General features: G+C 63.0%; 21 protein-coding genes and 1 pseudogene. 11 read left to right on the top strand and 11 right to left on the bottom strand.

Annotated elements, in window-relative coordinates:
- Positions 1 to 92: 92 nt before the first annotated feature.
- The 4 genes and pseudogenes from EKO19_RS39200 to EKO19_RS17860 all read right to left on the bottom strand — a co-directional run bounded on the left by EKO19_RS39200 (position 93) and on the right by EKO19_RS17860 (position 3738).
- Positions 93 to 692, bottom strand: a complete 600-nt coding sequence (locus EKO19_RS39200) for a TonB-dependent receptor domain-containing protein (RefSeq protein ID WP_246038932.1) — start codon at positions 690 to 692, stop codon at positions 93 to 95.
- A 227-nt stretch (positions 693 to 919) separates the two neighbouring features.
- Positions 920 to 1555, bottom strand: a pseudogene (locus tag EKO19_RS39530) (TonB-dependent receptor plug domain-containing protein); the annotation flags it as partial.
- A gap of 210 nt (positions 1556 to 1765) precedes the next feature.
- Positions 1766 to 2395, bottom strand: a complete 630-nt coding sequence (locus tag EKO19_RS17865; RefSeq protein ID WP_129777814.1) for a response regulator — start codon at positions 2393 to 2395, stop codon at positions 1766 to 1768.
- Positions 2392 to 3738 carry a sensor histidine kinase gene (locus tag EKO19_RS17860; RefSeq protein ID WP_129777813.1) on the bottom strand — a complete coding sequence of 449 codons (1347 nt, stop codon included), beginning with the start codon at positions 3736 to 3738 and terminating at the stop codon, positions 2392 to 2394. The genes EKO19_RS17865 and EKO19_RS17860 overlap by 4 nt, the downstream gene beginning before the upstream one ends.
- A 154-nt stretch (positions 3739 to 3892) precedes the next feature.
- Here EKO19_RS17860 and pqqA point away from each other — a divergent pair, with 154 nt between their 5' ends.
- The 5 genes from pqqA to pqqE are packed head-to-tail and all read left to right on the top strand — an operon-like array spanning position 3893 to position 7016.
- On the top strand, positions 3893 to 3967 hold the full coding sequence (pqqA, locus tag EKO19_RS39895) for a pyrroloquinoline quinone precursor peptide PqqA (RefSeq protein WP_129778511.1): 75 nt from the start codon (positions 3893 to 3895) through the stop codon (positions 3965 to 3967).
- Between the two features lie 52 nt (positions 3968 to 4019).
- Entirely contained in the window at positions 4020 to 4925 is a 906-nt protein-coding gene (pqqB, locus tag EKO19_RS17850; RefSeq protein WP_129777812.1) for a pyrroloquinoline quinone biosynthesis protein PqqB, read from the top strand.
- On the top strand, positions 4922 to 5623 hold the full coding sequence (pqqC, locus tag EKO19_RS17845) for a pyrroloquinoline-quinone synthase PqqC (protein ID WP_129777811.1): 702 nt from the start codon (positions 4922 to 4924) through the stop codon (positions 5621 to 5623). The genes pqqB and pqqC overlap by 4 nt, the downstream gene beginning before the upstream one ends.
- Positions 5620 to 5892, top strand: a complete 273-nt coding sequence (pqqD, locus tag EKO19_RS17840; RefSeq protein WP_129777810.1) for a pyrroloquinoline quinone biosynthesis peptide chaperone PqqD — start codon at positions 5620 to 5622, stop codon at positions 5890 to 5892. Before pqqC ends, pqqD begins: the two co-directional genes overlap by 4 nt.
- The gene (gene pqqE, locus EKO19_RS17835; protein WP_129777809.1) at positions 5889 to 7016 is read left to right on the top strand and encodes a pyrroloquinoline quinone biosynthesis protein PqqE; all 1128 of its coding nucleotides are present in this window, start codon (positions 5889 to 5891) and stop codon (positions 7014 to 7016) included. The genes pqqD and pqqE overlap by 4 nt, the downstream gene beginning before the upstream one ends.
- Here pqqE and EKO19_RS17830 read toward each other — a convergent pair.
- The 5 genes from EKO19_RS17830 to EKO19_RS17810 form a co-directional block, all read right to left on the bottom strand.
- A complete protein-coding gene (locus tag EKO19_RS17830; RefSeq protein ID WP_217705426.1) occupies positions 7013 to 8446 on the bottom strand; it encodes an efflux transporter outer membrane subunit in 1434 nt (477 codons plus the stop codon). The two genes, pqqE and EKO19_RS17830, sit on opposite strands and share 4 nt — an antisense overlap.
- Positions 8439 to 11591, bottom strand: coding sequence for a multidrug efflux RND transporter permease subunit (locus EKO19_RS17825; protein ID WP_129777808.1), 3153 nt, complete (start codon positions 11589 to 11591; stop codon positions 8439 to 8441). The genes EKO19_RS17830 and EKO19_RS17825 overlap by 8 nt, the downstream gene beginning before the upstream one ends.
- Positions 11592 to 11594: 3 nt before the next feature.
- Positions 11595 to 12647 carry an efflux RND transporter periplasmic adaptor subunit gene (locus tag EKO19_RS17820; RefSeq protein ID WP_217705425.1) on the bottom strand — a complete coding sequence of 351 codons (1053 nt, stop codon included), beginning with the start codon at positions 12645 to 12647 and terminating at the stop codon, positions 11595 to 11597.
- A gap of 225 nt (positions 12648 to 12872) precedes the next feature.
- Positions 12873 to 15365 carry a TonB-dependent receptor gene (locus tag EKO19_RS17815; protein WP_129777806.1) on the bottom strand — a complete coding sequence of 831 codons (2493 nt, stop codon included), beginning with the start codon at positions 15363 to 15365 and terminating at the stop codon, positions 12873 to 12875.
- A 34-nt stretch (positions 15366 to 15399) separates the two neighbouring features.
- Positions 15400 to 17385: a sigma-54-dependent Fis family transcriptional regulator gene (locus EKO19_RS17810; protein ID WP_129777805.1), complete on the bottom strand. Its 1986-nt coding sequence runs from the start codon at positions 17383 to 17385 to the stop codon at positions 15400 to 15402.
- A gap of 217 nt (positions 17386 to 17602) precedes the next feature.
- Here EKO19_RS17810 and EKO19_RS17805 point away from each other — a divergent pair, with 217 nt between their 5' ends.
- Positions 17603 to 18664, top strand: coding sequence for a beta-propeller fold lactonase family protein (locus EKO19_RS17805; protein WP_175597097.1), 1062 nt, complete (start codon positions 17603 to 17605; stop codon positions 18662 to 18664).
- A 5-nt stretch (positions 18665 to 18669) separates the two neighbouring features.
- On the opposite strand, the gene EKO19_RS17800 is transcribed toward EKO19_RS17805, so the two are convergent.
- Positions 18670 to 19062 (bottom strand): hypothetical protein, encoded by a 393-nt coding sequence (locus tag EKO19_RS17800; RefSeq protein ID WP_217705424.1) that lies wholly within the window; start codon positions 19060 to 19062, stop codon positions 18670 to 18672.
- Positions 19063 to 19167: 105 nt separating this feature from the next.
- Here EKO19_RS17800 and EKO19_RS17795 point away from each other — a divergent pair, with 105 nt between their 5' ends.
- The 5 genes from EKO19_RS17795 to gfa are packed head-to-tail and all read left to right on the top strand — an operon-like array spanning position 19168 to position 24021.
- Positions 19168 to 20994: a methanol/ethanol family PQQ-dependent dehydrogenase gene (locus EKO19_RS17795; RefSeq protein ID WP_129777803.1), complete on the top strand. Its 1827-nt coding sequence runs from the start codon at positions 19168 to 19170 to the stop codon at positions 20992 to 20994.
- A gap of 11 nt (positions 20995 to 21005) precedes the next feature.
- Positions 21006 to 21425: a c-type cytochrome gene (locus tag EKO19_RS17790; protein ID WP_129777802.1), complete on the top strand. Its 420-nt coding sequence runs from the start codon at positions 21006 to 21008 to the stop codon at positions 21423 to 21425.
- Positions 21385 to 22284, top strand: a complete 900-nt coding sequence (locus EKO19_RS17785) for a substrate-binding domain-containing protein (RefSeq protein ID WP_129777801.1) — start codon at positions 21385 to 21387, stop codon at positions 22282 to 22284. Before EKO19_RS17790 ends, EKO19_RS17785 begins: the two co-directional genes overlap by 41 nt.
- A 19-nt stretch (positions 22285 to 22303) precedes the next feature.
- Positions 22304 to 23413, top strand: coding sequence for an S-(hydroxymethyl)glutathione dehydrogenase/class III alcohol dehydrogenase (locus tag EKO19_RS17780; RefSeq protein WP_129777800.1), 1110 nt, complete (start codon positions 22304 to 22306; stop codon positions 23411 to 23413).
- A 32-nt stretch (positions 23414 to 23445) separates the two neighbouring features.
- Entirely contained in the window at positions 23446 to 24021 is a 576-nt protein-coding gene (gene gfa / locus EKO19_RS17775; RefSeq protein ID WP_129777799.1) for an S-(hydroxymethyl)glutathione synthase, read from the top strand.
- 2 nt (positions 24022 to 24023) lie between these two features.
- On the opposite strand, the gene EKO19_RS17770 is transcribed toward gfa, so the two are convergent.
- Positions 24024 to 25016, bottom strand: coding sequence for an aldo/keto reductase (locus EKO19_RS17770; protein WP_129777798.1), 993 nt, complete (start codon positions 25014 to 25016; stop codon positions 24024 to 24026).
- Positions 25017 to 25045: the final 29 nt, after the last annotated feature.

Here is a 25045-nt window from a genome sequence, read left to right as displayed (position 1 = left end):
GCATCATGCGCGGCGGCGTCGGATCGATCAGTACGCGGCGCGGGCGGCTCGCAGCGCCTCCTCACGCAGGTCCGCATTCTTCCCGCGCCCGATCAGCGTCCGCTGTAACGAAACGTCAGGCCGAACGTGCGCGGGCGCGATGTCGAGGTGATGAATCCATACGGCGGGCCGTAATCGACGGTGTCGAGCACGGGCCGCTCGTCGAATACGTTGTCGACCGAGACCGTCACCGCGAGTCGCTCGGTCAAATCCATGCCGAAGCGCATGTTGACCAGCTCGTAGGAAGGCTGCACGACCGGCAGGCCGTCGTGCGAGAAGAAATCCGAAATGGATTTGTCGACATACTGAGCATCGGCACGCACGTGCGCCGAACGCCCCCCGATGATGGGGAAGCGGTATTGCACGGAGGCCGATGCCGTCCATTGCGGCACGATGGGAAAGGGATCGCCCGCCATCACGCCGGCTTCGACGCTGCTCTTGGTGTATTGCGCATCGGTGTAGCCGGCGCTCGCGCCGATGTCGAGGCCGTTGATCGGCGTCGCGGCGAGCTCGATCTCGGCGCCTTTGCTTTCCGCCGCGCCGATGTTGCCGATGAAGCTGAAGCCGCAATTGAACATCTGCACCGTCTTCTGCACGTCCTTCCAATCGATGAAGTACGCCGAGGTGTTGAGGCGCACGCGACGATCGGCCAGTTCCGCTTTCCAGCCGACCTCATAGCTGGTGAGCTCGTCCGCGTCGAAATCCGACGGCGCGCGGGTGAGTCCGAGCGACCTTTGTCTTCGATCAGCGGCGCATTGACCATCGAGTTGACGCGATAGCCTTCATCGCCGTGTGCGGTGGCGGAGGCGGTGACCTCGGCGTCGTAGAAATAATCATCCAGGCGCGGCTTGTTCAGCACCACGCGCACCGTGCCGCCCATCGAGTTCGCGCCATACAACGTGCCCTGCGGGCCGCGCAGGACTTCGATGCGCTCGACGTCGAACAGCTTCGGATCCATCACGGGCACTGGCGCTTCATCGAGATAGAAGGCCGTCGTCGGTACGCTGTCGAAGCCGGATTCGATACCTCGAATGTTCACGCGACGTCCACCGCGCAGGTCGTCACGTCCGCCGGCAGGAGAAGTGATTTTGAAGCCCACGCCCGGCACGCTGCGAGCGTAGTCGAGGAAGTTGTCCATGCCGGCCTGCACGATCGTTTCCTGAGTGAGCGCCGTGATGCTGACGGGCACATCCTGCAACCGTTCCTCACCGCGCTTGCCGGCAGTGACGGTCACCTCTTCCAGGATGGGTGCGTCGTCGGCTTTGGTCTGCGGAGCCGGGGCGGGAGCTGCGGCAGCTGCGAGTCGGCGCGGTGCGGGCGTCACTGCGGCGGCGGTCCGCAAGGACGGCGCGATGGCGACGATGGCGATGCCGCCGTCCGGTGCCTTCTTATAGGAAAGACCCGACCCTTGCAGCAGACGCTGGAGCGCGACTTCGCCACAACGTTCGCCCTTCAGAGGTTCGGACAGGCGATTGCGAGCCAGATCGGCCGGGACGGTGATGGTAATTCCGCACATCGTGGCGAAATTCATCAAGGCATGGTTCAGCGGTGCCGCTGCCAGATCGATGGTGTCGGCGGCGAGGCTGGTCTGGGCGGTGGCCGCCAGCAGGGCCCCGCACAGCACGGTCGAGATCGTATCGCGCAGTTGTCGCATCGGCCGTCTCTCTCATTGGTCTCCCTGCTGCTATGACGAAGGGGCCGATGCAATCGACACTTTTGACGGGCCTCAGCGCTCGATCAGCCCGGCGCGCAGCGCGATCAGGGTCAGCTCGGCCTGATTGCCGGCGTGCAGCTTTTGTTTGATGTTATAGAGATGGGTGCCGACCGTGGAAGTGGACAGGTTCAGCTCGGCGGCGATTTTCGGCACGGCGGCGCCGTTGGCCAGGCGCAGGAACACTTCGAACTCCCGTTCAGACAGGGCATCGACCAGCGTCGCGCCGCCGACCTCGGCCAGGGCGATCTCCTGGGCGAGCTTGGGATCGATGTAACGTTGACCGGCCGCGACCATCCGCACCGCTTCGAGCAATGTTTCCGGGGCGGTGCGTTTGGAAAGGAAGCCCAAGGCGCCTTGTTTCAGTGCACGCCGGGCATGGATGGCGTCGTCGTGCGCGGACAGGGCCAGGGTTTTCACCTCCTTGTCGCGAGCTCGCAGGCGGCGCAGGGTTTCCAGGCCGCCCATGCCGGGCATGGAAAGATCGAGCACAACCACGTCGGGTTTATCTTCATCGAAACGCACGCAGGCCGTTTCACCGCTGTCGGCTTCGGCAATTACGCGCACGTCGCTCACGGTTTCCAGCAGCAGCCGAAAGCCGGTGCGCACCACCGTGTGATCGTCGACGAGCAGCACTCTGATCATGCGTGCTCTCCCAGCGGAATCTCGGCCGTCAGCGCCACGCCGCCCGGCTCGCGGTTCTTCAAAGTAAGTGTGCCCCCCAACATCGCCATGCGCTCCTGCAAGCCGCGCAGTCCGAAATGTCCCGGCCGCGACCAGTCCTCGGGCAGGCCGATGCCGTTGTCGGTGACGCGTACTCGAATGTGCGAGTCGGAATGCACGACACTGACCTCGACCTGCGTGGGACGCGCATGGCGCACGGCATTGATCACCGCTTCCTGAACGACACGATACACCGCGATGGTGGCGCTGGTCCCGAGCTCGGTGGGCAACTCGTGATGCAGCGAGAAGCGGATCGCGGGATGACGGCCTTGCCATTGCTTGATGAAGCCCTCCAGTGTTTCCGCCAGTCCCAGGGTATCGAGCGTCAGGGGCGCGAGGCGGGGAATCAACCCGTGCATGGCGTCGTAAAGCTGGGCCGCTTCGCTTGAAATGAGCCGAGCCACTTCGGCCGTCTGCGAGTCGACCGGGTGTTGGTTCGCGATCACGACCGCGAAGCTGCGAATCGCGGTCACCGATTGCGCGAACTCATCGTGCAGCTCGCGCGCGATGACGCGTCGTTCCTCATCCAGTCGCTGCTCGATGAGCTGGTCGAGCTCACGGCGCTGCTGCAGACGCTGTTCGGCTTCGACGGCTTTGCGATCGCTGAGCAATTTCTCTTCGAGCGACACTGCCATGCGGTTGAAGGTCGAGCCGATCATGTTGGCTTCGTAACCTTTCAGTTTCGGCAGGCGGTGGCGCAGATCGCCTTGCTCGATGCGAGTGAGCCCCTCGACGATGATGGGCCAGGGCGCCACCGCGCGACCGACCAGCCAGAACACCGCGGCGTTGAGTATCGCGAACGCAATGCCACCGACCATCATCAGATGTTTGAAATCGTCCCAGCCATCGAGAATGGCGCGCGAGGCATTCGCTTCGATCCGCACCTCCGAGCCGTTCGCGAGCGGAAAGATGTGCACCGGGGTCGTGGGCAGAATGAAGGATGCATACCAGGCGGGTGCTTCGCGGCCGGCCTTGTAGGGCGAAGGCGGGGATTCATAGATGATCTGCCGGTTTGCATCGCGCACCGTGATCTCGTGGGCGCGCACCCGGCCGAGGTGCTGCAGGAAGGTCAGCAGCTGCTCATCGTCGCGCTGGTCGTAACCGATCAGAATCCGGCTCAGCAGCTGGGTGGCCACGACGTTGGCCCCGGCGATCTCCTCGCGCACTGCACGCCGGGTGCCGTCGAATTGCAGCCACGCCGCCAGGATCACGAAGGCCGCGCTCAGGCTGGCGACGATCAGGTTGACGTGGGTGCGAAGTTTCAACGGTCCTTCCTTGCCGGCGGCGGGGCGCGAAGTATGAGGCAGGCCGCGCTCATGAAAATCATGAGTCGCGAATCATGATTGTCGAGTAGCCGGGGCGGTGGGATGGCGTCATGGTGGTGTCGGGACCGCGGTTGGTCCCTACAAGGAGTCCACCATGACTTGGGAAACCCCTGTGGCCATCGATCTGCGTCTGGGCATGGAAATCACCATGTATGCCGAGCACCGTTGATCGTTGAAAGAGGGCGGGGCTGCCGGGAGTGTCCCGGAGCCTCGCCTTGCCCATGCACATACGAATTCTAGGCGCTGCCGCTGGCGGTGGCTTTCCTCAGTGGAATTGCAACTGCCCCAACTGCGGCGGCGTGCGACGGGAGGAGCTTGACGCCCGCCCGCGCACCCAGTCGTCCATCGCGATCCGCGGCGCGGATGAAACCGCCTGGACGCTGGTCAACGCGTCGCCCGACATCCTGGCGCAACTGCAGGCCAATCCTCAACTGCAGCCGGGCCGGGCTTATCGCGACACCGGTATCCGCAATATCGTCCTGACCGACTCGCAGATCGATCACACCACCGGCCTGTTGATGCTACGCGAGGCGACGCGGCCGTGGCCGCTGTGGTGTACGGACAATGCCTTCGCCGATCTCACGATCTCGAACCCCATTCTGCAGGTCCTGCAGCGGTACTGTGGCATCGACCGGCAGCGCATCGTGACGGGCGAGTGGTTCACGGTCGAAGGCAGCGACGATCTGCGCTGGCAGGCGATCGCGTTGCCCGGCCGGCCGCCGCCGTATTCCACGCGTGCCCCGGCGCTGGGCGATGTCATCGGACTGATCGTCGAGGATGTGAGAACCGAGGCGCGGCTGTGCTACGCGCCCGGCGTCGCCAACATCGATTCGTGGTTGTTCGAGTTGATGAGCAGTGCTCAGTGCGTGCTGGTCGATGGCACGTTCTGGACCGATGACGAGCTCGTGCGGCTCGGCGTATCTCACAAGCGCGCGGCCGACATGGGGCATCTATCGCAGACCGGCGGCATGATCACCTGGCTCGACCGGCTGCCGGCGACCACGCGGCGCGTGCTGATTCACATCAACAATACCAACCCGATCCTGGTCGAGGACTCGCCCGAGCGCGCGCTGTTGAGCGAACGCCGCATCGAGGTTGCGTACGACGGTATGGAGATCGTGCTGTGAGCGGCGACGTTCCCTGGAATGAGGCGGAGTTCGAGCTGCACTTGCGGGAGCAGGGGCAGGCGTATCACATCCATCATCCGTTCAACGTGATGCTGAATACCGGCAAGGCGAGCCGCCAACAGATCCAGGGCTGGGTGGCGAATCGCTTCTATTATCAGATCAGCATCCCGCGCAAGGACGCGGCGATTCTGGCGAACTGCCCGGATCGGGAGGTGCGACGGCGCTGGGTCGAACGCATCCTGGATCACGACGGCCATGGCGACGATCCCGGCGGCATCGAGGCCTGGCTGCGATTGGCCGAAGCGGTCGGTTTGGAACGCGCCGAGGTGGAGGAATTGCAGTGGTTGATTCCCGGCGTGCGTTTCGCGGTCGACGCCTATGTGAATTTCGCCCGACAGGCGCCGTGGCAGGAAGCGGTGTGCTCATCGCTGACGGAGTTGTTTGCGCCCGCCATTCATCGCCAACGGTTGTCGTCGTGGCCGGAGCACTATCCGTGGATCGAGCAGGACGGACTGCAGTACTTTCGCAGCCGCGTTTCGCTCGCCCAACGCGACGTGAATCACGGGCTGGCCGTGACGCTCGCCTGTTTCAAGACTCGCGAGCAACAGCAGCGGGCGTTGCAGGTGCTGAAGTTCAAGCTCGACATCCTGTGGGCGATGAACGACGCCATGGCACAGCATTACGGAGTTCAGTCATGACCCAGGCCGACCGGCCGAGCATGCGCCCTGGCTTCCGGCTGCAGTGGGAGGAAGTGCAGAAGGCATATGTGCTGCTGTATCCGGAGGGCATGGTGAAGTTGAACACCAGTGCCGCGGAGATTCTGCGTCGGTGCGATGGCGAGCGCAGTGTCGATGAGATCGTGGCGGACCTGGAGTCGGCGTTCAATCGCAAGGGGCTGCAAGGCGACATCGAACAATTCCTGCAGCTGGCCAGAGCGCAAGGCTGGCTCAGTGCGGCGGTGTCATGAAAGCGGCAGTGACAACATCGCCGTCTGTCGGGCCGCCCTTGTGGCTGCTGCTCGAGCTGACGTATCGATGTCCGTTGCAATGTGTGTTCTGTTACAACCCGATCGACTTCGCCAAGGTCGAGGATGAGTTGACGACCGGGGAATGGCTGCGAGTGCTGCGCGAGGCGCGGGCGCTCGGGTCGGTGCAATTGGGATTGTCGGGTGGCGAGCCGTTGGTGCGGGATGACGTCGAGCAGATCGCGGCCGAGGCGCATCGGTTGGGGTACTACACGAATCTGATTACATCGGGCGTCGGTTTGTCGCGCGAGCGCTTGAGTGAGTTGAAACGGGTGGGGCTGGATCACATCCAGCTGTCGTTTCAGGACTCGACCCGGGAGATGAATGATTTCCTGTCGCACACCAGAACGTTCGAGCTGAAGAAGCGCTGCGCGGAGTGGATCAAGTCGCACGGCTATCCGATGGTGGTCAACTGCGTGATCCATCGGCTCAACATCGATCATCTCGACACCATCATCGACATGGCGGTGCAAATGGGCGCGGACTATCTGGAGCTGGCGAACACGCAGTATTACTCGTGGGCCCATCTGAATCGGGAGCACCTGCTGCCGTCGCGAGAGCAGTTGCAGAGAGCCGAGCGGACGATGCTCGAGTGGCGCGAGCGGATGAAAGGCAAGATGCGGATTCTGTTCGTGGTGCCGGATTACTACGAGCAGCGCCCGAAGCGATGTGTGAATGGCTGGGGCACGACGCTTGCGACCATCGCGCCGGACGGGACGGCGCTGCCGTGTCACACGGCGAGGATGCTGCCGGGGTTGAGCTTTCCGAATGTTCGCACGAAGGGCATGCGGGAGATCTGGTTTCAGTCCGAGGCGTTCAACAAGTTTCGCGGCTTTGGCTGGATGAAAGAGCCGTGCGCGAGTTGTGAGGAGCGGGAGAAGGATCTGGGCGGGTGTCGGTGTCAGGCGTATTTGCTGGCCCATGACCCGGCGGTGGCGGATCCGGTGTGCTCCAAGAGTCCGCATCATCAGGTGGTCCTGGCGGCGCTCGACCGGGCGCAGCAGCCGCAGGTGCCCGAGGCGCCGTTGATCTTCAGGCGTCGCGAGAATTCCAGTCGTCTCGCCTAGCGCGTCTCGATCTGTCCGCCACCCAGCGCGATATACAGAGACACGAGATTGGACACCTCGGCGCGACGGACCTGCAGCAGTGCCTGCTCCGCTGAGAACAGATTGCGCTCCGCATCCAGCACCTCGAGGTAGCTGACGACGCCTTCGTTATAACGGCGATGCGCGAGCTCCGCGAGTTGTCGTTGTGCCTTCGTTCCCCGCTCCTGGGCACTCACTTGCTCGGCAAGAAACTTGCGACCGGCGAGCGCGTCCGAGACTTCCTGAAAGCTGGTTTGAATGGTGCGCTCGTAGTCGGCGATCGCGATGTTCTGGCGCGCCTCGGCGACGGTCAGGTTGGCGCGGCGGGCGCCAAAGTCGAAGATCGGCAGCGAGATCGACGGCCCGTAGGACCAGGTGCGTCGATCGTTGCCGACCAGCGAGTCCAGCTCCGTCGACGCGAAGCCGTAGCTGCCGGTCAGGGTGATCGAAGGAAAGAATGCCGCGCGCGCCGCGCCGATGTTCGCGCGAGCGCCACGCAGCCGATGCTCAGCGGCCAGAATGTCGGGTCGGTTTACCAACAAATCCGATGGCATCCCCGCGGCCAATGTTTCCATTCGGTCCTGGTCCGCGAGCGGCAATGGCTCGGGCAGCGGTTCGGCGATGGCGCTGCCGACGAGGGTCGCGAGCAGGTTCTCGTTCTGTGCCTTGGTGAAGCGTAATGATGCAAGCTCGGTTTCTGCCTGCGTCAGCAGCGTTTCAGCCTGGCGGAAATCCAGAGCGGACGTGACACCGGCATCCAGGCGCTTCTTTGCGATACGCAGGCCTTCGCGACGACTGTCGACGGTGGCTTCCGCCAATTCCAGGCGCTCGCGGGCTTCGAGCGCTGCGAAATATGCGGAGGCGACGTCCCGAATCAGCGAAAGTTGAAACGCCCGGGCCGCCTCGACGGTCGCGAGATACTCGGCGCGCGCGGCCCGAGATAGATTGCGAACGCGACCCCAGAAATCCAGCTCGAAGGCGGCGACACCCGCGCCCACGAAGTACTGGGTGAACGTCTCGCTGGTGCCCAGCGGTGTCGCCCCCGTGAGCCCGGCGCTCTCCGGACCGACGCCGTTGCGCGTGACTTCTGCGTTGACGTTGATCTTCGGTAGCAGATCGGATCGTTGGACGCGATACAGGCCGCGCGCTTCTTCGATCTGCGCGACCGCGATCGTCAGGTCGCGATTGTTTTTCAGCGCCGTCGCGATCAAGACTTCCAGCCGTGGGTCGGCAAAGAAATCTCGCCATCCGAATTCGACGGCTCGTGTGCCGGCTGCGGGACCGTCGACGTAGCCTTCCGCATATCGCTGCGCAGTCGGTAGCGCAGGGCGCTCGTCGCGAGGTGCGAACGAGCACGCGGAAAGAAACATTCCGATGCTGAGGGCGCGCAGTGCGTTGGAGAGCCTACTCATGGGCTGTCTTCAACTTTCCGCGCGTCAACCAGCGTCGCACGGACAGGTAAAGCACCGGGATGAAGAAGATGCCCAGCACGGTTGCGGCGATCATGCCGCCCATGACGCCCGTGCCCACCGCGATACGACTGGCCGCGCCCGCGCCGGCCGACAGTACCAGAGGCACCATGCCCAGGATGAACGCGAGCGAGGTCATGATGATGGGGCGCAGGCGCAGTTTCACCGCGTTCATGGTGGCATCGAAGGTGGATTTACCTGCCGCTTCTTCTTCCAGCGCGAACTCCACGATCAGAATGGCGTTCTTGGCGGCGAGGCCGATGATCGCGATCAACCCGACGTTGAAATAGACATCCGCGGGCAACCCCCGGAGCATCGTAAACAGCACCGCGCCCAGCACGCCGAGCGGCACGACCAGCAACACCGCGAGCGGCACCGTCCAGCTTTCATACAAGGCGGCGAGCAACAGGAACACGACGATCAGCGACAGGCCCAGCAAGGCGCCCACCTGGCCGCCGGCCTGTTGCTCCTCGAAAGAAATGCCGGTCCATTCGAAATCGAACCCTTCCGGCAGCTGCCCCGCGAGTCGTGCCATTTCGTTCATCGCCTCGCCGCTGGAGCGACCGGGGGCGGGCGAGCCTGAGAGGGTCATCGCCGGATAGCCGTTGTAGCGATCCGTTTGTGGCGGACCGGCAGTCCACTCGGTGGTCGTGAACGCCCCGAATGGCACCATCTCTCCTTGCGTGTTCCTTACTCTGAGCGCGAGCACGTCCGCGGGTGTCATTCGATACGGAGCGTCGGCTTGTAACAGCACGCGCAGGATGCGCCCCTCGCGACTGAAGTCGTTGGCGTACGCACTGCCAAAGGCGATGGCGAGTGTCGCGTTCACGTCGGCGATCGACAGTCCCAAGGCTCGGGCCTTGACCCGATCGATGAGCACGCGCAGCTGCGGCGAGTCCGCCTGACCCTCCGGTCGAACCGCCGTGAGCACCGGGCTTCGACTCGCGGCCATCAGGATTTGATTGCGCGCGTTGACCAGCGCCTGCTGTCCGAGACCGGCGCGATCCTGCAGCTTGAACGTGAAGCCCGCGGCGACGCCGAGCGACGGAATCGATGGCGGGTTGAGCGTAAATATCAGCGCCTGTTTCACTTGCGAGAGCAGGGCGTTGGCCTTGCCGACGAGGGTTAGCGCGTTGTTCTGTTCGCCGGGACGCTCATCCCAGGGGGTGAGCGAAACAAAGGCCATGGCGTTCGACTGACCCTGGCCGAAGAAACTGAAGCCTCGGATGAAGATGATGCTTCGGGTTTGTGGTTGGGCGCGATAGAAACCTCGGACCTGGTCGATGGCCTCGTCGGTGCGATCGATCGTGGCGCCCGGCGGTGCTTGCACGACGGTGATGATCGCGCCCTGATCTTCGGCCGGCAGAAAGCTGCCGGGCAGGCGTGAGAACAGCAGCAGCGCGATGCCCACCAGCAATACGAAGATGGCGAGGAAGCGCAGCGATCTGGCGAGGATGCCGCCGACCAGCGCCTGATAGCGATGCGTCACCCGACCGAACCAGTCGTTGAAGCCGCCGAAGAAGCGCGCGGACCAGCGGCCCAGCCGGCTGGTGGATCGCTCGGCATCCGCACGGCAATGCAGGGGCTCGGACTTGAGCAGGGTCGCACACAGTGCAGGGGTCAGCGTGAGCGCGAGCAACGCGGAGAACGCAATCGACAAGGTGAGCGTCAGTGAGAATTGCCGGTAGATACCGCCCGTCGAGCCCGGAAAAAACGCCATCGGCACGAACACCGCGACCAGCACCAGCGTGATGCCGATGATTGCGGAGGTGATCTGCGTCATCGCCTTCACGGTCGCCTCATGCGGCGGCAGACCTTCCTCCGTCATGATGCGCTCGACGTTCTCGATCACCACGATGGCATCGTCGACCAGAATGCCGATGGCGAGCACCATGCCGAACAAGGTCAGCACGTTGATGGAGAAGCCGAGCACCCACAATCCCAGACAGGCGCCGGCCAGCGCGATCGGCACGACGATGGTGGGAATCAGGGTGGCGCGCCAGTTCTGTAGAAACAGAAACATCACCAGGAACACCAGCACCATGGCTTCGACGAGCGTCTTCACCACCTCATCGATCGAGATGCTGATGAAGGGGGTGGTGTCGTATGGCACGGCCCAGGTGATGTCCTCCGGAAAGGAGTGCTGGAGTTGTGTCAGGCGCTCCTTGACGCCGGTCGCGGTCGCGAGCGCATTGGCGCCGGTCGAAAGCTGGATGCCCATGCCTGCGGCCGGCTTGCCGTTCAGCTCCATGTCGGAAAGATAGCTTTGCGCTCCCAGCTCGACTCGACCCACATCGCCCACTCGCACGGTCGAGCCGTCGGGGTTGGCGCGCAGGATGATCGATGCAAATTGCTCGGGCGTCGTGAACCGGTTCTGGGTGAGGATGGGGGCGTTCAGCTCGGTCCGGTTGGCGAGCGGCCGGTCGCCGAGCTGGCCACCGGGGGACTGCGTGTTCTGTTCCTGGACCGCCGCCAGCACTTCGGCGGCCGACAGGCTGTAGGTCGTGAGGCGGTCCGGATCGAGCCACACGCGCATCGCGTACTCGGAAGAGAACGAACGAATGTCGCCGACGCCGGGCACGCGGCGCAGCTCGTCGATCACGCGGGTGGCCGCGAAGTTGCCGAGCTCGAGCGAAGGCGTCGCCCCCGTTTTCGACTGCAGCGCCACGATCATCAAAAAGCTCGACGACGCCTCGTTCACCAGGATGCCTTGACGGCGCACCTCTTCGGGCAGCCGCTGCTCGATGGCACGCAGTTTGTTCTGCACGTCCATTTGCGCGACATCGATGTCCGTGCCCGAGTCGAAGGTCACGGTGATCGACGCGGTGCCGTTCGAGCGGCTGGTCGAGGCCATATATAAAAAGCCTTCGACGCCGTTCAATTCCTGCTCGATGACCTGCGTGACGTTGGTTTCGAGCGTCGCGGCATCCGCGCCGGGATAGGTGACCGCGATGGTCAAGGAGGGTGGGGCGATGGCGGGATACTGCTCGATCGGCAGTGACCGCAAGGCCAGCGTGCCGGCGAGCAGAATGCCGAGCGCGATCACCCAGGAGAAAATCGGGCGATCGATGAAGAAGCGCGGCGACACGCCTCAGCGCTCCGCGGGTTTGGCGGCGCTTGCAGCGGGCTCGTCCGCGTCGATCACGCGAACGTGCGCGCCGGGCTGAACTTTCTGAATGCCATCCACGACCACACGATCTCCATCGTGGAGCCCGTCCAGCACGATCCATTGATCGCCGCGCTGATCGCCGAGCTTCACGGGCCGGGGCGCGATCGTGTCGCCCTCGGCGATGGTCAATACCGCGGCTCCCGACGAGCTCAGTTGAATGGCACGCTGAGGAATCGCAAATCCATGCGGCCGGATGCCGGCCTCGATGCGTGCGCGCACGAACTGCCCTGGCAGCAATATCTGCTCCGGATTCGGAAACTCTGCGCGGACCGCCGCGGTGCCGGTCGCCTGATCGATGGACAGATCCAGAAAGTTCAGATGACCGGCATGCGGATAAGTGCTGCCGTCCTCGAGCTTCAGCGTGACCGCGACTTTGCCCAACTCGGGCACCTTGAGCGTGCCGGCTGAGATTTCACGTCTTATGGCCAGCAGATAAGCGCTCGACTGCGAGAAATTCACATAGATCGGTTCGAGCTGTTCGATGGTGGTGAGCAGGGTCGCCGAGGAGGCGCTGACCAGAGCGCCTTCGGTGACCTGAGCGCGTCCGGCGCGACCGGCGATCGGCGCGCTCACGGTCGTGTAGCTCAGGTTGAGCTTCGCGCTTTCGAGTTGTGCTTGCGTTTGCGCCACGTCCGCTTCAGCGGTGCGCAAGCGTGCCATCGCCGCGTCGAATTCCTGCTGACTGATCGCTTGTTCCTTGACCAGGCCTTTGTAACGCTCGACATCCTGTCGAGCATTAGCCGCGGTGGCCTGAGCGCGCGTCAGCGTGGCGCCGACGGCGCTCACGTTGGATCGATACTCACGAGGGTCGATTACGAACAACGTCTGATTCGCTTTGACGTCGGTGCCTTCCTCATAAAGCCGGCGCTCGACGATGCCGTCCACGCGGGCGCGCACCTGCGCGGTGCGAACGGCCTGCACGCGGCCAGGAACTTCGGTGATGTTTTCGATGGATTGCGCTTTCGCGGTGACCACCCGCACTTCGGGCGGTGGCGGCGCGGGGGGCGCCTTGCTAGTGCAAGAACACAGCAACACCAAGCAAAGGGCGCCGCCGCCTCTGGCCAGCTGCAGCATGAGATTTGTTACTCAACGCCATGGCCTCCCTGCCGCGAGATTGTTTGTGACCGGGTTCGTATAGCGCCAGCAACAAAGAAACACAATATGGAAGATGGTAAGTAACAAGTGCAGGGTCGCTGTCGTTCAGCGTTTCGCAGCGCCAGCGAACGCGAATCGCGCGCCCAGCCAGAACATGCGCGGCGCGCCGGGCGCAAGGAACGTCGAGCCCAATAGCGGTCGTTCGCCATCGACGACCGGGCCTGCGAAGGGTCGAGCTACAAATTCTCCGTTCGCGTTGAATCCGGTCGAGCCGAGTTGCGCGCCCGTGTAGTACTCCCGGTCCAACGCATTGTTGATCTGTGCAAACAGCGTCAGCGCCTGCAGGGGGCGATATTCCACGCCCAGGTTGAAAACCGTATAGCCACCAATCTCTCCGGACCCGAGATAATAGGGCGCCTCGGCCTGGTGCCGGTTGTTCTCGTTGCCACGCGCATAGGAGCTGCCGATGTTGATGGCATCGAGACTGAGTGAGATCTGCTCCGTCACATCCCAGGCGGCGAATGCTTTGAAGATGTGTCGTGGGACCAGGGGAATGCGATCGCCGGGTTCGACCTCGATGGTGCCTTCGAAGCCGGGACCTTCTTCGTTACTGCTGTTGCCCTCACCGAGCAGTTCCTCGGGGCTGCGATAGGTCGCATCCAGATAAGTGTAGTTGGCGCCCACATACACCGGCCCGAGCTGGCTGTTGACGCCGAGCTCGACGCCCTGGCGGCGGGTTTTGCCGAAGTTCTTGAAGTAGCCAAAGCCGGAGGTGTCGTCGGCGACGAAGAGAATGTCGTCGCGGTTGTCGGCGCGGAACACACCGATGTTCCAGGCGAGCCGCTTGGCCAGCAGACCGCGCGCGCCGGCTTCGACGGTACGGGTGACGACTTGATCGAGCGGCGGGTCGCCCGCCATCGCGTTGGGCAAGCGGCAGGGATTCTCAGGATCGGCGCAGCCCAGCTCGATCGAGGAGGGGGCGCGACTGCCTTCGCTATAGCCGATGTAACCCGACAGCACTTCACTGGGATTGAACGTCACTCCGAGCGCCGGATTGAAGCGGCTGAAGTGATGTCTGGCGGTGAGCGAGCCGGGCTCGCCGGCGTCGGTGATGCCATCGACATTGTCGACGGTGGTGCGGTCGTAGCGGCCCGACAGCGTGAGTTGCATCAGGCGCGACAGCTCGAATGTATCGGTGAAGTACACGCCGTAGGCGGTCGTGTCGCCATCGAGATCGACGCGGGAGTCGAAGGTATTCTCGGAATCCTGGGTGCCATCGGCAAAGGCGCCGGGGCCGTCCACGGGTTGAATGCTCCGGTCAGGCAGCAGATAGCCGAACTGCGAAGATTGTTCGAACGTCGCGTTGCTCTTCAACCCGGACATGCCGAGGATGAACTGATTGCTGTGAGATCCGAGGGAGGCCGTGAAGGCCGCTTGCAGCGACACGCCGGCGTCATGCTGCCGGGTGCGAGTCCGGTTGGCGAGGCCATTGCACGTCTCGTTCGGCTCCTCGTTGGTGAGCGCGTTGGCGATACAGCGCCAGAACGGGAAGGGCGTGTTTGCCTGGGTCTCGCCGCTGGTCGGGAAGCCGGTGTAGCCCGCTTCCTCGAGCGCCTCCCGCTCGTCGGCGTTCGGTTGATACAACGATTCGCCCAGCGAGTCGTCGTTGATGTCGCCGTTGAAGGTGCGGGTTTCGATGTGTCGGTAGTGCGCGTTGGCGGACAGCGCGATCGTGTCGCTGACTTTGTGAGTCAGCACCAGATTGAACAGGTACGACTCGTTCTTGGTCTGGTCGGGTTTGGTGTAGACGCTCTCGTAGTCCTGATTCAGCAACTGCTGGTCCTGCAGGCCATTGCCGGTCAGGTCGGTATCCGCATACGAGCCGCTCAGCGAAACATCGGTGGTTTCGTTGCGCCAGCCGAGCTTGCCGAAGAATTGGCGTGCTTTGGTCGGCGAATCGTCGCGCCAGCCGTCGTCGCGGAGGTCGTTGCCGGTGACGAACCAATGCAGGCCGCTGTCGCCGTGAGATGCGGCGGTCGCCGCGATCCGGCGGCGATCATACGAGCCGTAATTGACCTCGACGCCATAGCCCGGATAGCTGAAGCCGTCCTTGGTCTGCAGCGACAGCGCGCCGCCCAGCGTGTTGGAGCCGAACACCGGATTGGATCCGGGAATCAGGGTCATCGACGACAGCGCCTCCTTGGGCAGCAGGTCCCAGCTCACCACATCGCCGAACGGCTGGTTGAGTCGCATGCCGTCGAGATAAACAGAGAGTCCCTGCGGCGTGCCGAGCAACGGCGAGGCGGTGTAACCGCGATAGTTGATATCCGGCTGCAGCGCGTTGTTCTGGATATCGTTGACGTAGACACTGCCGATCTGCCGGTTCAGATAGGCGGTGACATCCAGCGCGTGCGAGCGCTCGATCTGGCGAGAGGTCGCGGTTTGAACGGGCGCTGCGATCCGGCTGCGGTCAATTTGCGAGCCGATCAGCGGGGTGACGCCGATGACCGTTACTGTATCGATGATCTCGTCCGCACGCGCCGTGCTCAATAGCGTGAGCGCAGACAGCGCGGCCGTGCTGATCGTGGCGATACGCATCCCCGGACTCCTTGCCGTCCCTGGTATTGTTGGTTTAGATGATTCCGCGCGAGTGCTGTAATGGAACATCCAGACGCTTGCAGCGGCGGTACAGCGTGTTTCTGCTCACACCGAGCTTTTCGGCCGCCCGCGACATGTTGCCGTCGCAGTCACGGATGCATTGAACGAGTTCCTCGCGTTCGATGGACGGTGCAACCTCGCTCGCGTCGTCGCAGCGGCTCTGACACAGCCGTACCTCGCTGGGCAGGTCGACCATGCGGATCACGTCGCTGTCACAGATCGCGAGAATGGTCCGGATCACGTTACGCAGCTCGCGCACGTTGCCGGGCCAGCTGTAATCGAGCAGCCGCTGGAACGCATCCAGCTCGATCGCGACCGGCCGGCCATCACCGCTTTCGGTGGCGAAGAACTCGCGGATCAATCGTTCCTTATCGGTACGCTGCGCGAGGGGTGGGAGCTCGATGGTGATGCCGTTGAGCCGATAGTAGAGATCCTCGCGAAAGGCGCCGCGCGCGATCATGGCCCGCAGGTTCTGATGCGAAGCGCACATCACGCGCAGGTCGACTTTGATCGGCGTCTCCGTTCCCAACGGCATGACCTCTTGTTCCTCCAGAACGCGCAACAGGCGGGTCTGCAAGCTCAGCTGCATGTCGCCGATCTCGTCGAGGAACAGCGTGCCTCCGGAGGACTGCAGGATCTTGCCCTTCATGCCTCCCTTGCGGGCCCCGGTGAATGCGCCGGCCGCGTACCCGAACAATTCGCTCTCGATGAGCGTCTCGGGAATGGCGGCGCAGTTCAGGGCCACGAAGGCGCGCGCGGCTCGATCACTCGCAGCATGCAAAGCGCGTGCAAACATCTCTTTGCCGGCGCCGGTCGGCCCTTGAATCATGACCGGCACGCGTGAGTTCGCGATGCGCCGGGCACTCCTTATATTGCGTGCCATCTGCGGATCGTCACCGGCCAGATCTTCGAGCGAGAGCACGGGCTTGCGGGTGATGGTGGACGACAGCTGCAGAATCTCCCGCGACGGCGCTGGGCCGGCCAGCGAGCGAGTCGTCGTGCCCGCATCCTGATCCAGACTGAGAAAGAAGTGGCGGCCGAACAGCAGGTCGCGCACCGGGCGTAACGACAGCTGGGTGCGGAAGGCCGGTTCGATCAGCTCCGACGCATTCACCTCGAAGATTTCATCGATGCCGCGACCCACCAGCGTGTCGCGACTCCTCGCGCGCAGCAGCCACAGCGCCGTTTCATCGACCGCGACCACTTTGCCGGCATGCGAGACCGCGATCACGCCGCTGTGCTGAAGATTCACGAACTCCGGACGCGCGTGGAAGCGGAACACGTTCTCGGTCTGGAACTGTTGCAGGAACAGACATTTCTCGATCAGCTGCGCCGACAGGCTCACCAGCGCCATGGTGTGCGCCAGGCTCGCGCGCGTGTCGCGTGCGTTCAATGTGGATGCATCGAGAACGGCGAGCAGTCGGCCGGAGGGATCGCGAATCGGCGCGCCCGAGCACGACAGACCGATGTGACACGCGCGAAAGTGTTCTTCGCGATACACGATCACCGGGCGATTCTCGGCGATGCAGGTGCCGATGCCGTTGGTGCCTTCTTCGCGCTCGCTCCAATCCGCGCCCACCATCAGGCCTGCGGAACGGAACACATCGACGAGCGTGGAGTCGGTCTTCTCATAGAGCACGATGCCGCTCGCGTCGGTGAGCACCAGCGCATAGCCGGAGCCGGCGATGTGCTCGTACAGCCAGTCGATTTCGGCAGAAGCGATCTGTAACAAATCGGCATGTTGAACCAGGCGCTCGGCGAGGACGGCCGAGTCGATGACGCTCGGCGCATAGGTGCGGCGTCCCGGATCGATGGAGTAGTCGATGGCGCAGCGGCGCCACGAACCGGCGATGGCCGGATGCAAGGTAAGAGGTGGCCCGACCGCCAGCGCCCTCTGTCCCGCCTGAGGCTCGCGCACGAAGTCGAGCACGTTCCCCGCATGCACTGCAGTTGCGTCCATGAATTCTCCTTGGTTCATCCTGATGCGGCAGTGTGTCAACTGTCCCGTGACAGTGTCACGGTCTGTATCGCCCCTGACACACTCAGCCCGCGGATTGATTTATCTCACCGCATCCAATGCAGTGTCGTCGCAGCCAGCGAGACGAAGTTTAACCAAGATGGAACCCGCTGGCATACGGCATGCTAAACCGGTGTTAATGACTCAACGAGGACATCGCATGCCACCTGTCGCTTGGCGGCCACTGCTGGTGATGATCGCGTGCGGTGTCTGCGGATACATATTCGAAGTTGCCGCAGCCTCCACTCAGGCTGCCAGCGCCCGCGCCTATGTTTCCAACGAAGACGGTGCATCGGTATCGGTACTGGATACGCAAAGCGCGACCACTATCGCAACGATCGATGTGGGTAAGCGGCCGCGCGGCTTGAAATTATCTCGCGACGGTTCGCGATTGTTCGTCGCGGTGAGCGGCTTGCCGAAATGTCCGCCCACCGTGCCCGACGAGGAGTGCGCCAGGCTCGAGCGCGATCTGCAGGCCGACGGCATTGCCGTCGTCGACACCTCGGCGCGCAAGGTCATCAAAGTGCTGGCGGCCGGGTCCGATCCCGAACAGTTCGCTATGAGCAACGATGGCAAACGTCTGTACGTCGCCAACGAGGACACCGGGACGCTCTCGGTCGTCGATGCGGACGCCGGCAAGGTCATCGAGCGCATCGAGGTGGGACTGGAGCCCGAGGGTGTGGCGCTGACACCGAATGGACGCCGGGTGCTGGTCACCAACGAGTCGGACAACTCGGTTTCTGTCATCGATACGACGACACTCAAGGGAACGAAAACAGTTCCAGTCGGCAAGCGGCCGCGCGACATGGCATTCACGCCCGATGGCAGCACCGCCTATGTTTCTGGCGAGATGGATGCATCGCTGTACCGGATGTCTGTCACGGGTGACGCTCCAGTGCAACGCCTGTTACAGCTGCGCGAAGACGCACGGCCAATGGCCGTCATCCTGGATTCACCACGCAACCGCTTGTATTTGAGTACCGGGCGCGGCGGAACGGTGGCGGTCGTGGATATGAAAGCGGCGCCGAAGCTGATCAAGGAGATTCCGGTCGGTAAGCGGCCCTGGGGGATGGCGCTCGCCGCCGACGGACATCATTTGTATACCGCAAATGGGCCATCGAACGACGTGAGCGTCGTGGATACGAGAGCGCTCACGGAAGTAAAACGAATTCCCGTCGGCAAATCGCCTTGGGGCATCGTGCTCGGACCGGCGCCGCCCTGATCCGTTCAGGATTTGGATTTGAGCAGCCCGCATTCGCGCTGGGCCTGGGTTTCCAGCTCGCGGAAACGTTTGGCCGTGGCGCGGGCCTGATCCGAATCCCGGAAGATGCCGCCCCCTTCGCCGGGCAAGCCGGAGTAGCGCGCGAAGGTGATCGCATTGACGAACTCGTCGTAGTTCAGAACGTTGGCGATGCGATCGATGGCGCAGGAACATTGATACATGTTCGCCAGGCTGTCCTCGTGCCTGGCGATGCATTCGTTCACATATTCGACGCGCGCCTGCGTGGGGTAGTTGTACACCGGCGCGTCCTCGTCGCCGCTGGCCGGCAGGCTGAATATCACTAAAGCGCACGACATCAGCCCGAGAGTGGTTTGCTGGCACAGGCGTTGCATCGTCATGGTCGCCTCGCGGAGGTGGAATGAAGTTGGTGTGAAGCATGATTGTGCATGCGACGCGCCAACGGCCGCCAACAAAAAATTTCGGTCAGTCTCGGGGGATTGAACATGAAACGTCAGCAACGCTTGATCCTGCTGGTGGCTGCCTCGTCCACCGTCACATTGGCTTCGGCCGCGGATGTGGAACAGGCCATGAGTAAGTCGTCGAACTGGGCCGCCCAGGCCGGCGACTACGCCAATCATCGCTACAGCGAATTGAAACAGATCAACGCCAGTAACGTTGGTCGCATGCAAGTGGCATGGACGATGTCCACCGGCGTGTTGCGTGGCCACGAGGGATCGCCTCTGGTCATCGGCGACACCATGTACATCCACACGCCATTTCCGAACAACGTGTTCGCAGTGAATCTGAAGGACCAATCCTACAAATGGAAGTATGAGCCCAAGCAGGACACGTCGGTTGTCCCAGTGATGTGCTGTGACACCGTGAACCGCGGTCTCGCTTACGGCGACGGCAAGATTCTGCTGCAACAGGCCGACACGACGCTGGTGGCGCTCGACGCGAACACCGGCAAGGTGCTGTGGAGCGCGAAGAACGGCGATCCGAAGATCGGCGAGACCAACACCAACGCGCCGCACGTGTTCAAGGACACGGTGATCACCGGCATCTCCGGCGGTGAGTTCGGCGTGCGCGGCCGCCTGATCGCCTACGATCTCGCCACCGGCAAGAAGAAATGGACCGCGTGGAGCACCGGCCCGGATAAAGAGATCCTGCTCGATCCGGCCAAGACCATGACCTGGACCAACGGCAAGATGGCACCGGTCGGCGCCGACTCCTCGATCAAGACCTGGAAGGGCGATCAATGGAAGCTCGGCGGCGGCACCACCTGGGGCTGGTATGCCTATGACCCGAAATTGAATCTGGTCTATTACGGCAGCGGCAATCCAGGCACCTGGAACCCCTCGCAGCGGCCGGGCGACAACAAATGGTCCATGACCATCTTCGCCCGCGATCTGAACACCGGCATGGCCAAGTGGGTGTATCAGATGACGCCGCACGACGAATGGGACTACGACGGCGTCAACGAGATGCTGCTGATCGATGTGAACATCAAGGGCCAGAAAGTGCCGGCGGTGGTGCACTTCGATCGCAACGGCTTCGGCTATACCTTGAACCGCGATACCGGCGAGCTGCTGGTGGCCGAAAAATATGATCCGACGGTGAACTGGGCCACCAAGGTCGACATGAAGACCGGCCGCCCCATCGTCGATAAGAAATATTCGCCGGGCACCACCGGACCGGACGTGAATGTGAAAGACATTTGCCCGGCCGCGCTCGGTACCAAGGACCAGCAGCCCGCCAGCTACGATCGCAAGAGCGGTATGGTCATGGTGCCGACCAATCACGTGTGCATGACCTACGAGCCCTTCCAGGTCGAGTACACGGCGGGGCAGCCATTCGTCGGCGCGACGCTGACCATGTATCCGACGCCGGGCAGTCACGGCGGCATGGGCAACTTCATCGCGTGGGATCCGGCGCAGGGCAAGATCATGTGGTCGAAGCCGGAGCGTTTCTCGGTGTGGTCGGGCGCGCTCACGACCGCCGGCGACGTGGTGTTCTACGGCACGCTGGAGGGTTATATCAAAGCGGTCTCGCCGAAGGACGGCAAGGAGCTGTGGAAGTTCAAGACGCCCTCCGGAATCATCGGCAACGTGTTCACGTATGAGTATGGCGGCAAACAGTACGTCGGCGTGTACTCCGGCATCGGCGGTTGGGCCGGCATCGGCATGGCCGCGGGTCTGACCGAATCCACCGAAGGCCTCGGCGCGGTGGGCGGTTACAAGGACCTGGCGAAATACACGACGCTCGGCGGCTCGTTGTTCGTCTTCGGCCTGCCGGACAACACGGGCTCGGCCACGACCGCGTTGAAGTGAGCTCATTGAAAATGAGCTCATCGAAAGTGAGGGTCGCGACGTGGTCGATCGGGTTCCTGGCTTTGAGCATCGCCGCGGTGTGCACGAGTGCCAACGACGCACCCGCGGCGGGTGCTCCCTACCAGGTGAAAGATGGCAACAAAGTCGATGCGAAAACACTGGACGGCTGGAAGACGTGGCGCGCGCTCGCTTGCGAGCGCTGCCACGGCGCTCAACAGGAAGGACTGGTCGGGCCGGCGCTGGTGGAGTCGTTGAAGAAGCTCAGCAAGGAAGACTTCCACACCACCATCATGAACGGCCGACCCGAGAAAGGCATGCCGCCCTTTAGCGGCAGCGCCATGGTCAACAAGAACTGGGAAGGCCTGTACGCGTACTTGAAAGGTCGCTCCGATGGCAAGATCCAGCCTGGTCACCTGTATCCGATGGAATAGCAGGCTCACGGGCACGACCGGGCTGGTCTGTCTCCTGCTGTCGCTCGTCGCAACGGGTGCGGCGGCGACCGGTCAGCCCGACTCCGTGCTGCGGGTCTGCGCCGATCCGGACAACCTGCCGTTGTCCAATCAGCGCGGCGAGGGCTATGAGAACAAGATCGCCGAAGCGTTGGCGAGCGATCTGGGCCGTCGTGTCGAATACACTTTCTTTCCCCAGCGCATGGGCTTCGTTCGCAACACGCTGCGTCAGCGCGACGAGGCCACTCAACAATTCAAATGCGATGTGATCATCGGCGTGCCGAAGGGTTACGAGCTCACCGCCACGACGCGGCCCTACATGCGCTCGACGTATGCGCTGCTGTTCCCCGATCTGGCGAAACAGGGCAGCGTGCAGACGGCGGACGATCTGTTGAAGCTGCCGCCGGAGAAGCTGAAGGCGTTGCGTTTCGGCGTCTTCAGTCGCTCGCCCGGCTCGGACTGGCTGCTACGTCATGGGTTGATCGAGCAAGCGGTCGCCTACGCGCCGCAGAGCGGCGATGTGCACGAGAATCCCGCAAACATCATCGAACGGGACCTGGGCGACGGAAAAATCGACGTCGCCATCCTGTGGGGGCCGATGGCTGCGTATCTGGTACAGCGACACACGGCGTCGTCGCAACAGGCCGAGTGGCGCGCCGTGCCTTTTCTACCGGACCCGCAGATCCGTTTCGATTACGAAATCGCCATGGGCGTGCGCTTTGGCGAAAAACAATGGCAGGGCGTGCTCGACAACTGGATCGACACGCACCAGGCCAGGATCGACGAGATCCTGGCGAGCTATCGCGTGCCACTGCTGGATGCCAGCGGCAAGGTCAAGTGAATCCATCCGTGGAGTGAGTATGAAAGTCAAAGCCGCAATCGCGTATGCCGCAGGCAAGCCGCTCGAAGTCACCACCGTGGATCTCGACGGGCCCCGTGCCGGCGAGGTGCTGGTGGAGATCAAGGCCACCGGCATCTGTCACACCGACGAGTTCACGCGCTCGGGCGCGGATCCTGAAGGGTTGTTCCCGGTGATTTTCGGTCACGAGGGCGCCGGCGTCGTGGTCGATGTCGGGCCGGGCGTGACGACGCTGAAGAAGGGCGATCACGTCATTCCGCTGTACACGCCCGAATGCCGTCAGTGCAAATCGTGTCTGTCGCGCAAGACCAATCTGTGCACGGCGATTCGCGCCACGCAGGGCAAAGGGGTGATGCCCGACGGCACCAGCCGTTTCTCGGTCGGTAAGGAGATGATCCATCACTACATGGGTTGCTCCACGTTCGCGAACTTCACGGTGCTGCCCGAGATCGCGCTGGCGAAGATCCGCGAGGACGCGCCGTTCGACAAGGTTTGTTACATCGGCTGCGGTGTCACGACCGGCATCGGTGCCGTGATCAACACCGCCAAAGTCGAGGTGGGCGCCAACGTGGTCGTGTTCGGCCTGGGCGGCATCGGCTTGAATGTGATTCAAGGCGCCCGGCTCGCCGGCGCCAACAAGATCGTCGGCGTCGACATCAATCCCGGCCGCGTGAAGCTCGCCGAGGAGTTCGGCATGACGCATTTTGTGAATCCGAAAGAGGTCGGCGGCGACCTGGTGGCACATCTGGTGAATGTCACCGATGGCGGCGCCGATTACAGCTTCGAGTGCGTCGGCAATGTCGATCTGATGCGTCAGGCGCTGGAGTGCTGTCATCGCGGCTGGGGCGTGTCGGTGATCATCGGCGTGGCGGGGGCCGGGCAGGAGATCCGCACGCGTCCGTTCCAGCTGGTGACGGGCCGTGTGTGGAAAGGCACGGCGTTCGGTGGCGCGCGGGGCCGCACCGACGTGCCGAAGATCGTCGACTGGTACATGGAGGGCAAGATCAAGATCGACGAGCTGATCACGCACCAGATGCCGATCGAGCGCATCAACGAGGCGTTCGATCTGATGCACAAGGGCGAGTCGATTCGTAGCGTCGCGATCTTCTGAGGATTCGATCAACAACGACTGAGGGTATCCACATGAGCGCTTTGAAAATTCATCCGTCCGTGGATGGCGGCGTTAAAGCCGGCAAATCGGGCTTCGCGGGGGGCACGCTGGTTTGCAAGTGCAAGGACAATCAGGTGACGGTGCAGCTGGCGGGCGACGTTGCCTTCAATCACGTCTGCGGCTGCACCAAGTGCTGGAAGCCGGAAGGCGCGACCTTCTCCATGGTCGCGGTCATTCCCCGCGACAAGCTCAAAGTCACGGCCAACGAACAGAAGCTGAAGGTCGTCGACACGTCGGCGGCGATTCAACGTCATGCCTGCACCGGCTGCGGCGTGCACATGTACGGTCGCATCGAAAACAAGAACCATCCGTTCTATGGCTTCGACTTCGTACACACCGAGCTGTCCAGCGATCAGGGCTGGGCGGCGCCGGAATTCGCGGCGTTCGTGTCCTCCATCATCGAGTCGGGTTACAAGCCGGACGGCATGAGCGCGGTGCGCTCGCGTCTGAACGAGCTGGGCCTGACTCCGTACGACTGCCTGTCGCCGACGTTGATGGATCTGATCGCGACTCACACCGCGAAAGCGAAAGGCGTGCTGGCGGCGTAACGTCACCAGCGATGGTGAACGTGGCGGGCGATGCTCTGCTCGTACATCGAGCGCAGCGCCTGCATTGTTTCTGGGGACAATGACGCAACTTCGGTTGCGGCCGCGTTCGCCAGCGCCTGCGCCGGCGATCTGGCGCCGGGAATGACGACCGAGATGGCGTCGTTCATCAGAATCCAGCGCAGAGCGAATGCCGCCATCGACACGCCCTGCGGCACCAGCGGACGAATCTTCTCGACAGCCTCGAGTGCGACTTCGTACGGCACGCCTGCGAACGTCTCGCCCACGTCGAAGGCCTCGCCGTGACGATTGAAATTGCGATGATCGTCGGGCGCGAACTGCGAGTCGCGCGTCAACTTGCCGGTGAGCAGGCCGCTGGCCAGCGGCACTCGCGCGATGACGGCCACGTTGCGAGCCGCGGCTTCGCGAAAGAACAATTCAGCGGGACGCTGGCGGAACAGGTTGTAGATGATCTGCACCGAGGTAACGCCCGGATACTCGATGGCCTTGAGCGCCTCCTCGACTTTCTCCACCGACACACCGTAGTAGCGAAGCTTGCCGACGATCACCAGCGCATCGAGTGCTTCGAAGACCTCGGGGCGGTAGTACACCTCGGTGGGCGGACAATGCAGCTGCACGAGGTCGAGCGTCTCGACGCCGAGGTTCTGCAGGCTGCGATCGATGAAGGCTTCGAGATTCTTGCGGTGGTAGCCGTCGGCGACGTGCGGTGACAGACGACGGCCGGCCTTGGTCGCGACGATGGGACGCGGACCCTGCCAGCCTTTCAATACATCGCGAATGATGCGCTCGGAGCGACCGTCGCCGTAGACGTCGGCGGTGTCGATGAAATTCGTTCCGGCTTCCAGTGCCGCTCGAAGTGCGTCGCGCGCCTGAGCTTCATCGACGTCGCCCCACGAGCCACCGATGGCCCACGCGCCGAAGCCGATGTCGGCAATGTTCCAGCCAGTGCGGCCGAAGGGGCGGGTGTGCTGAGTCATGAGTTACTCCCGGAACAAGAAGTAACCGG

This window comes from Peristeroidobacter soli, from assembly GCF_004138485.1.
GTDB classification, from domain to species: Bacteria; Pseudomonadota; Gammaproteobacteria; order Steroidobacterales; family Steroidobacteraceae; genus Steroidobacter; species Steroidobacter soli.
This window is presented reverse-complemented; position numbering and strand designations above follow the sequence as displayed.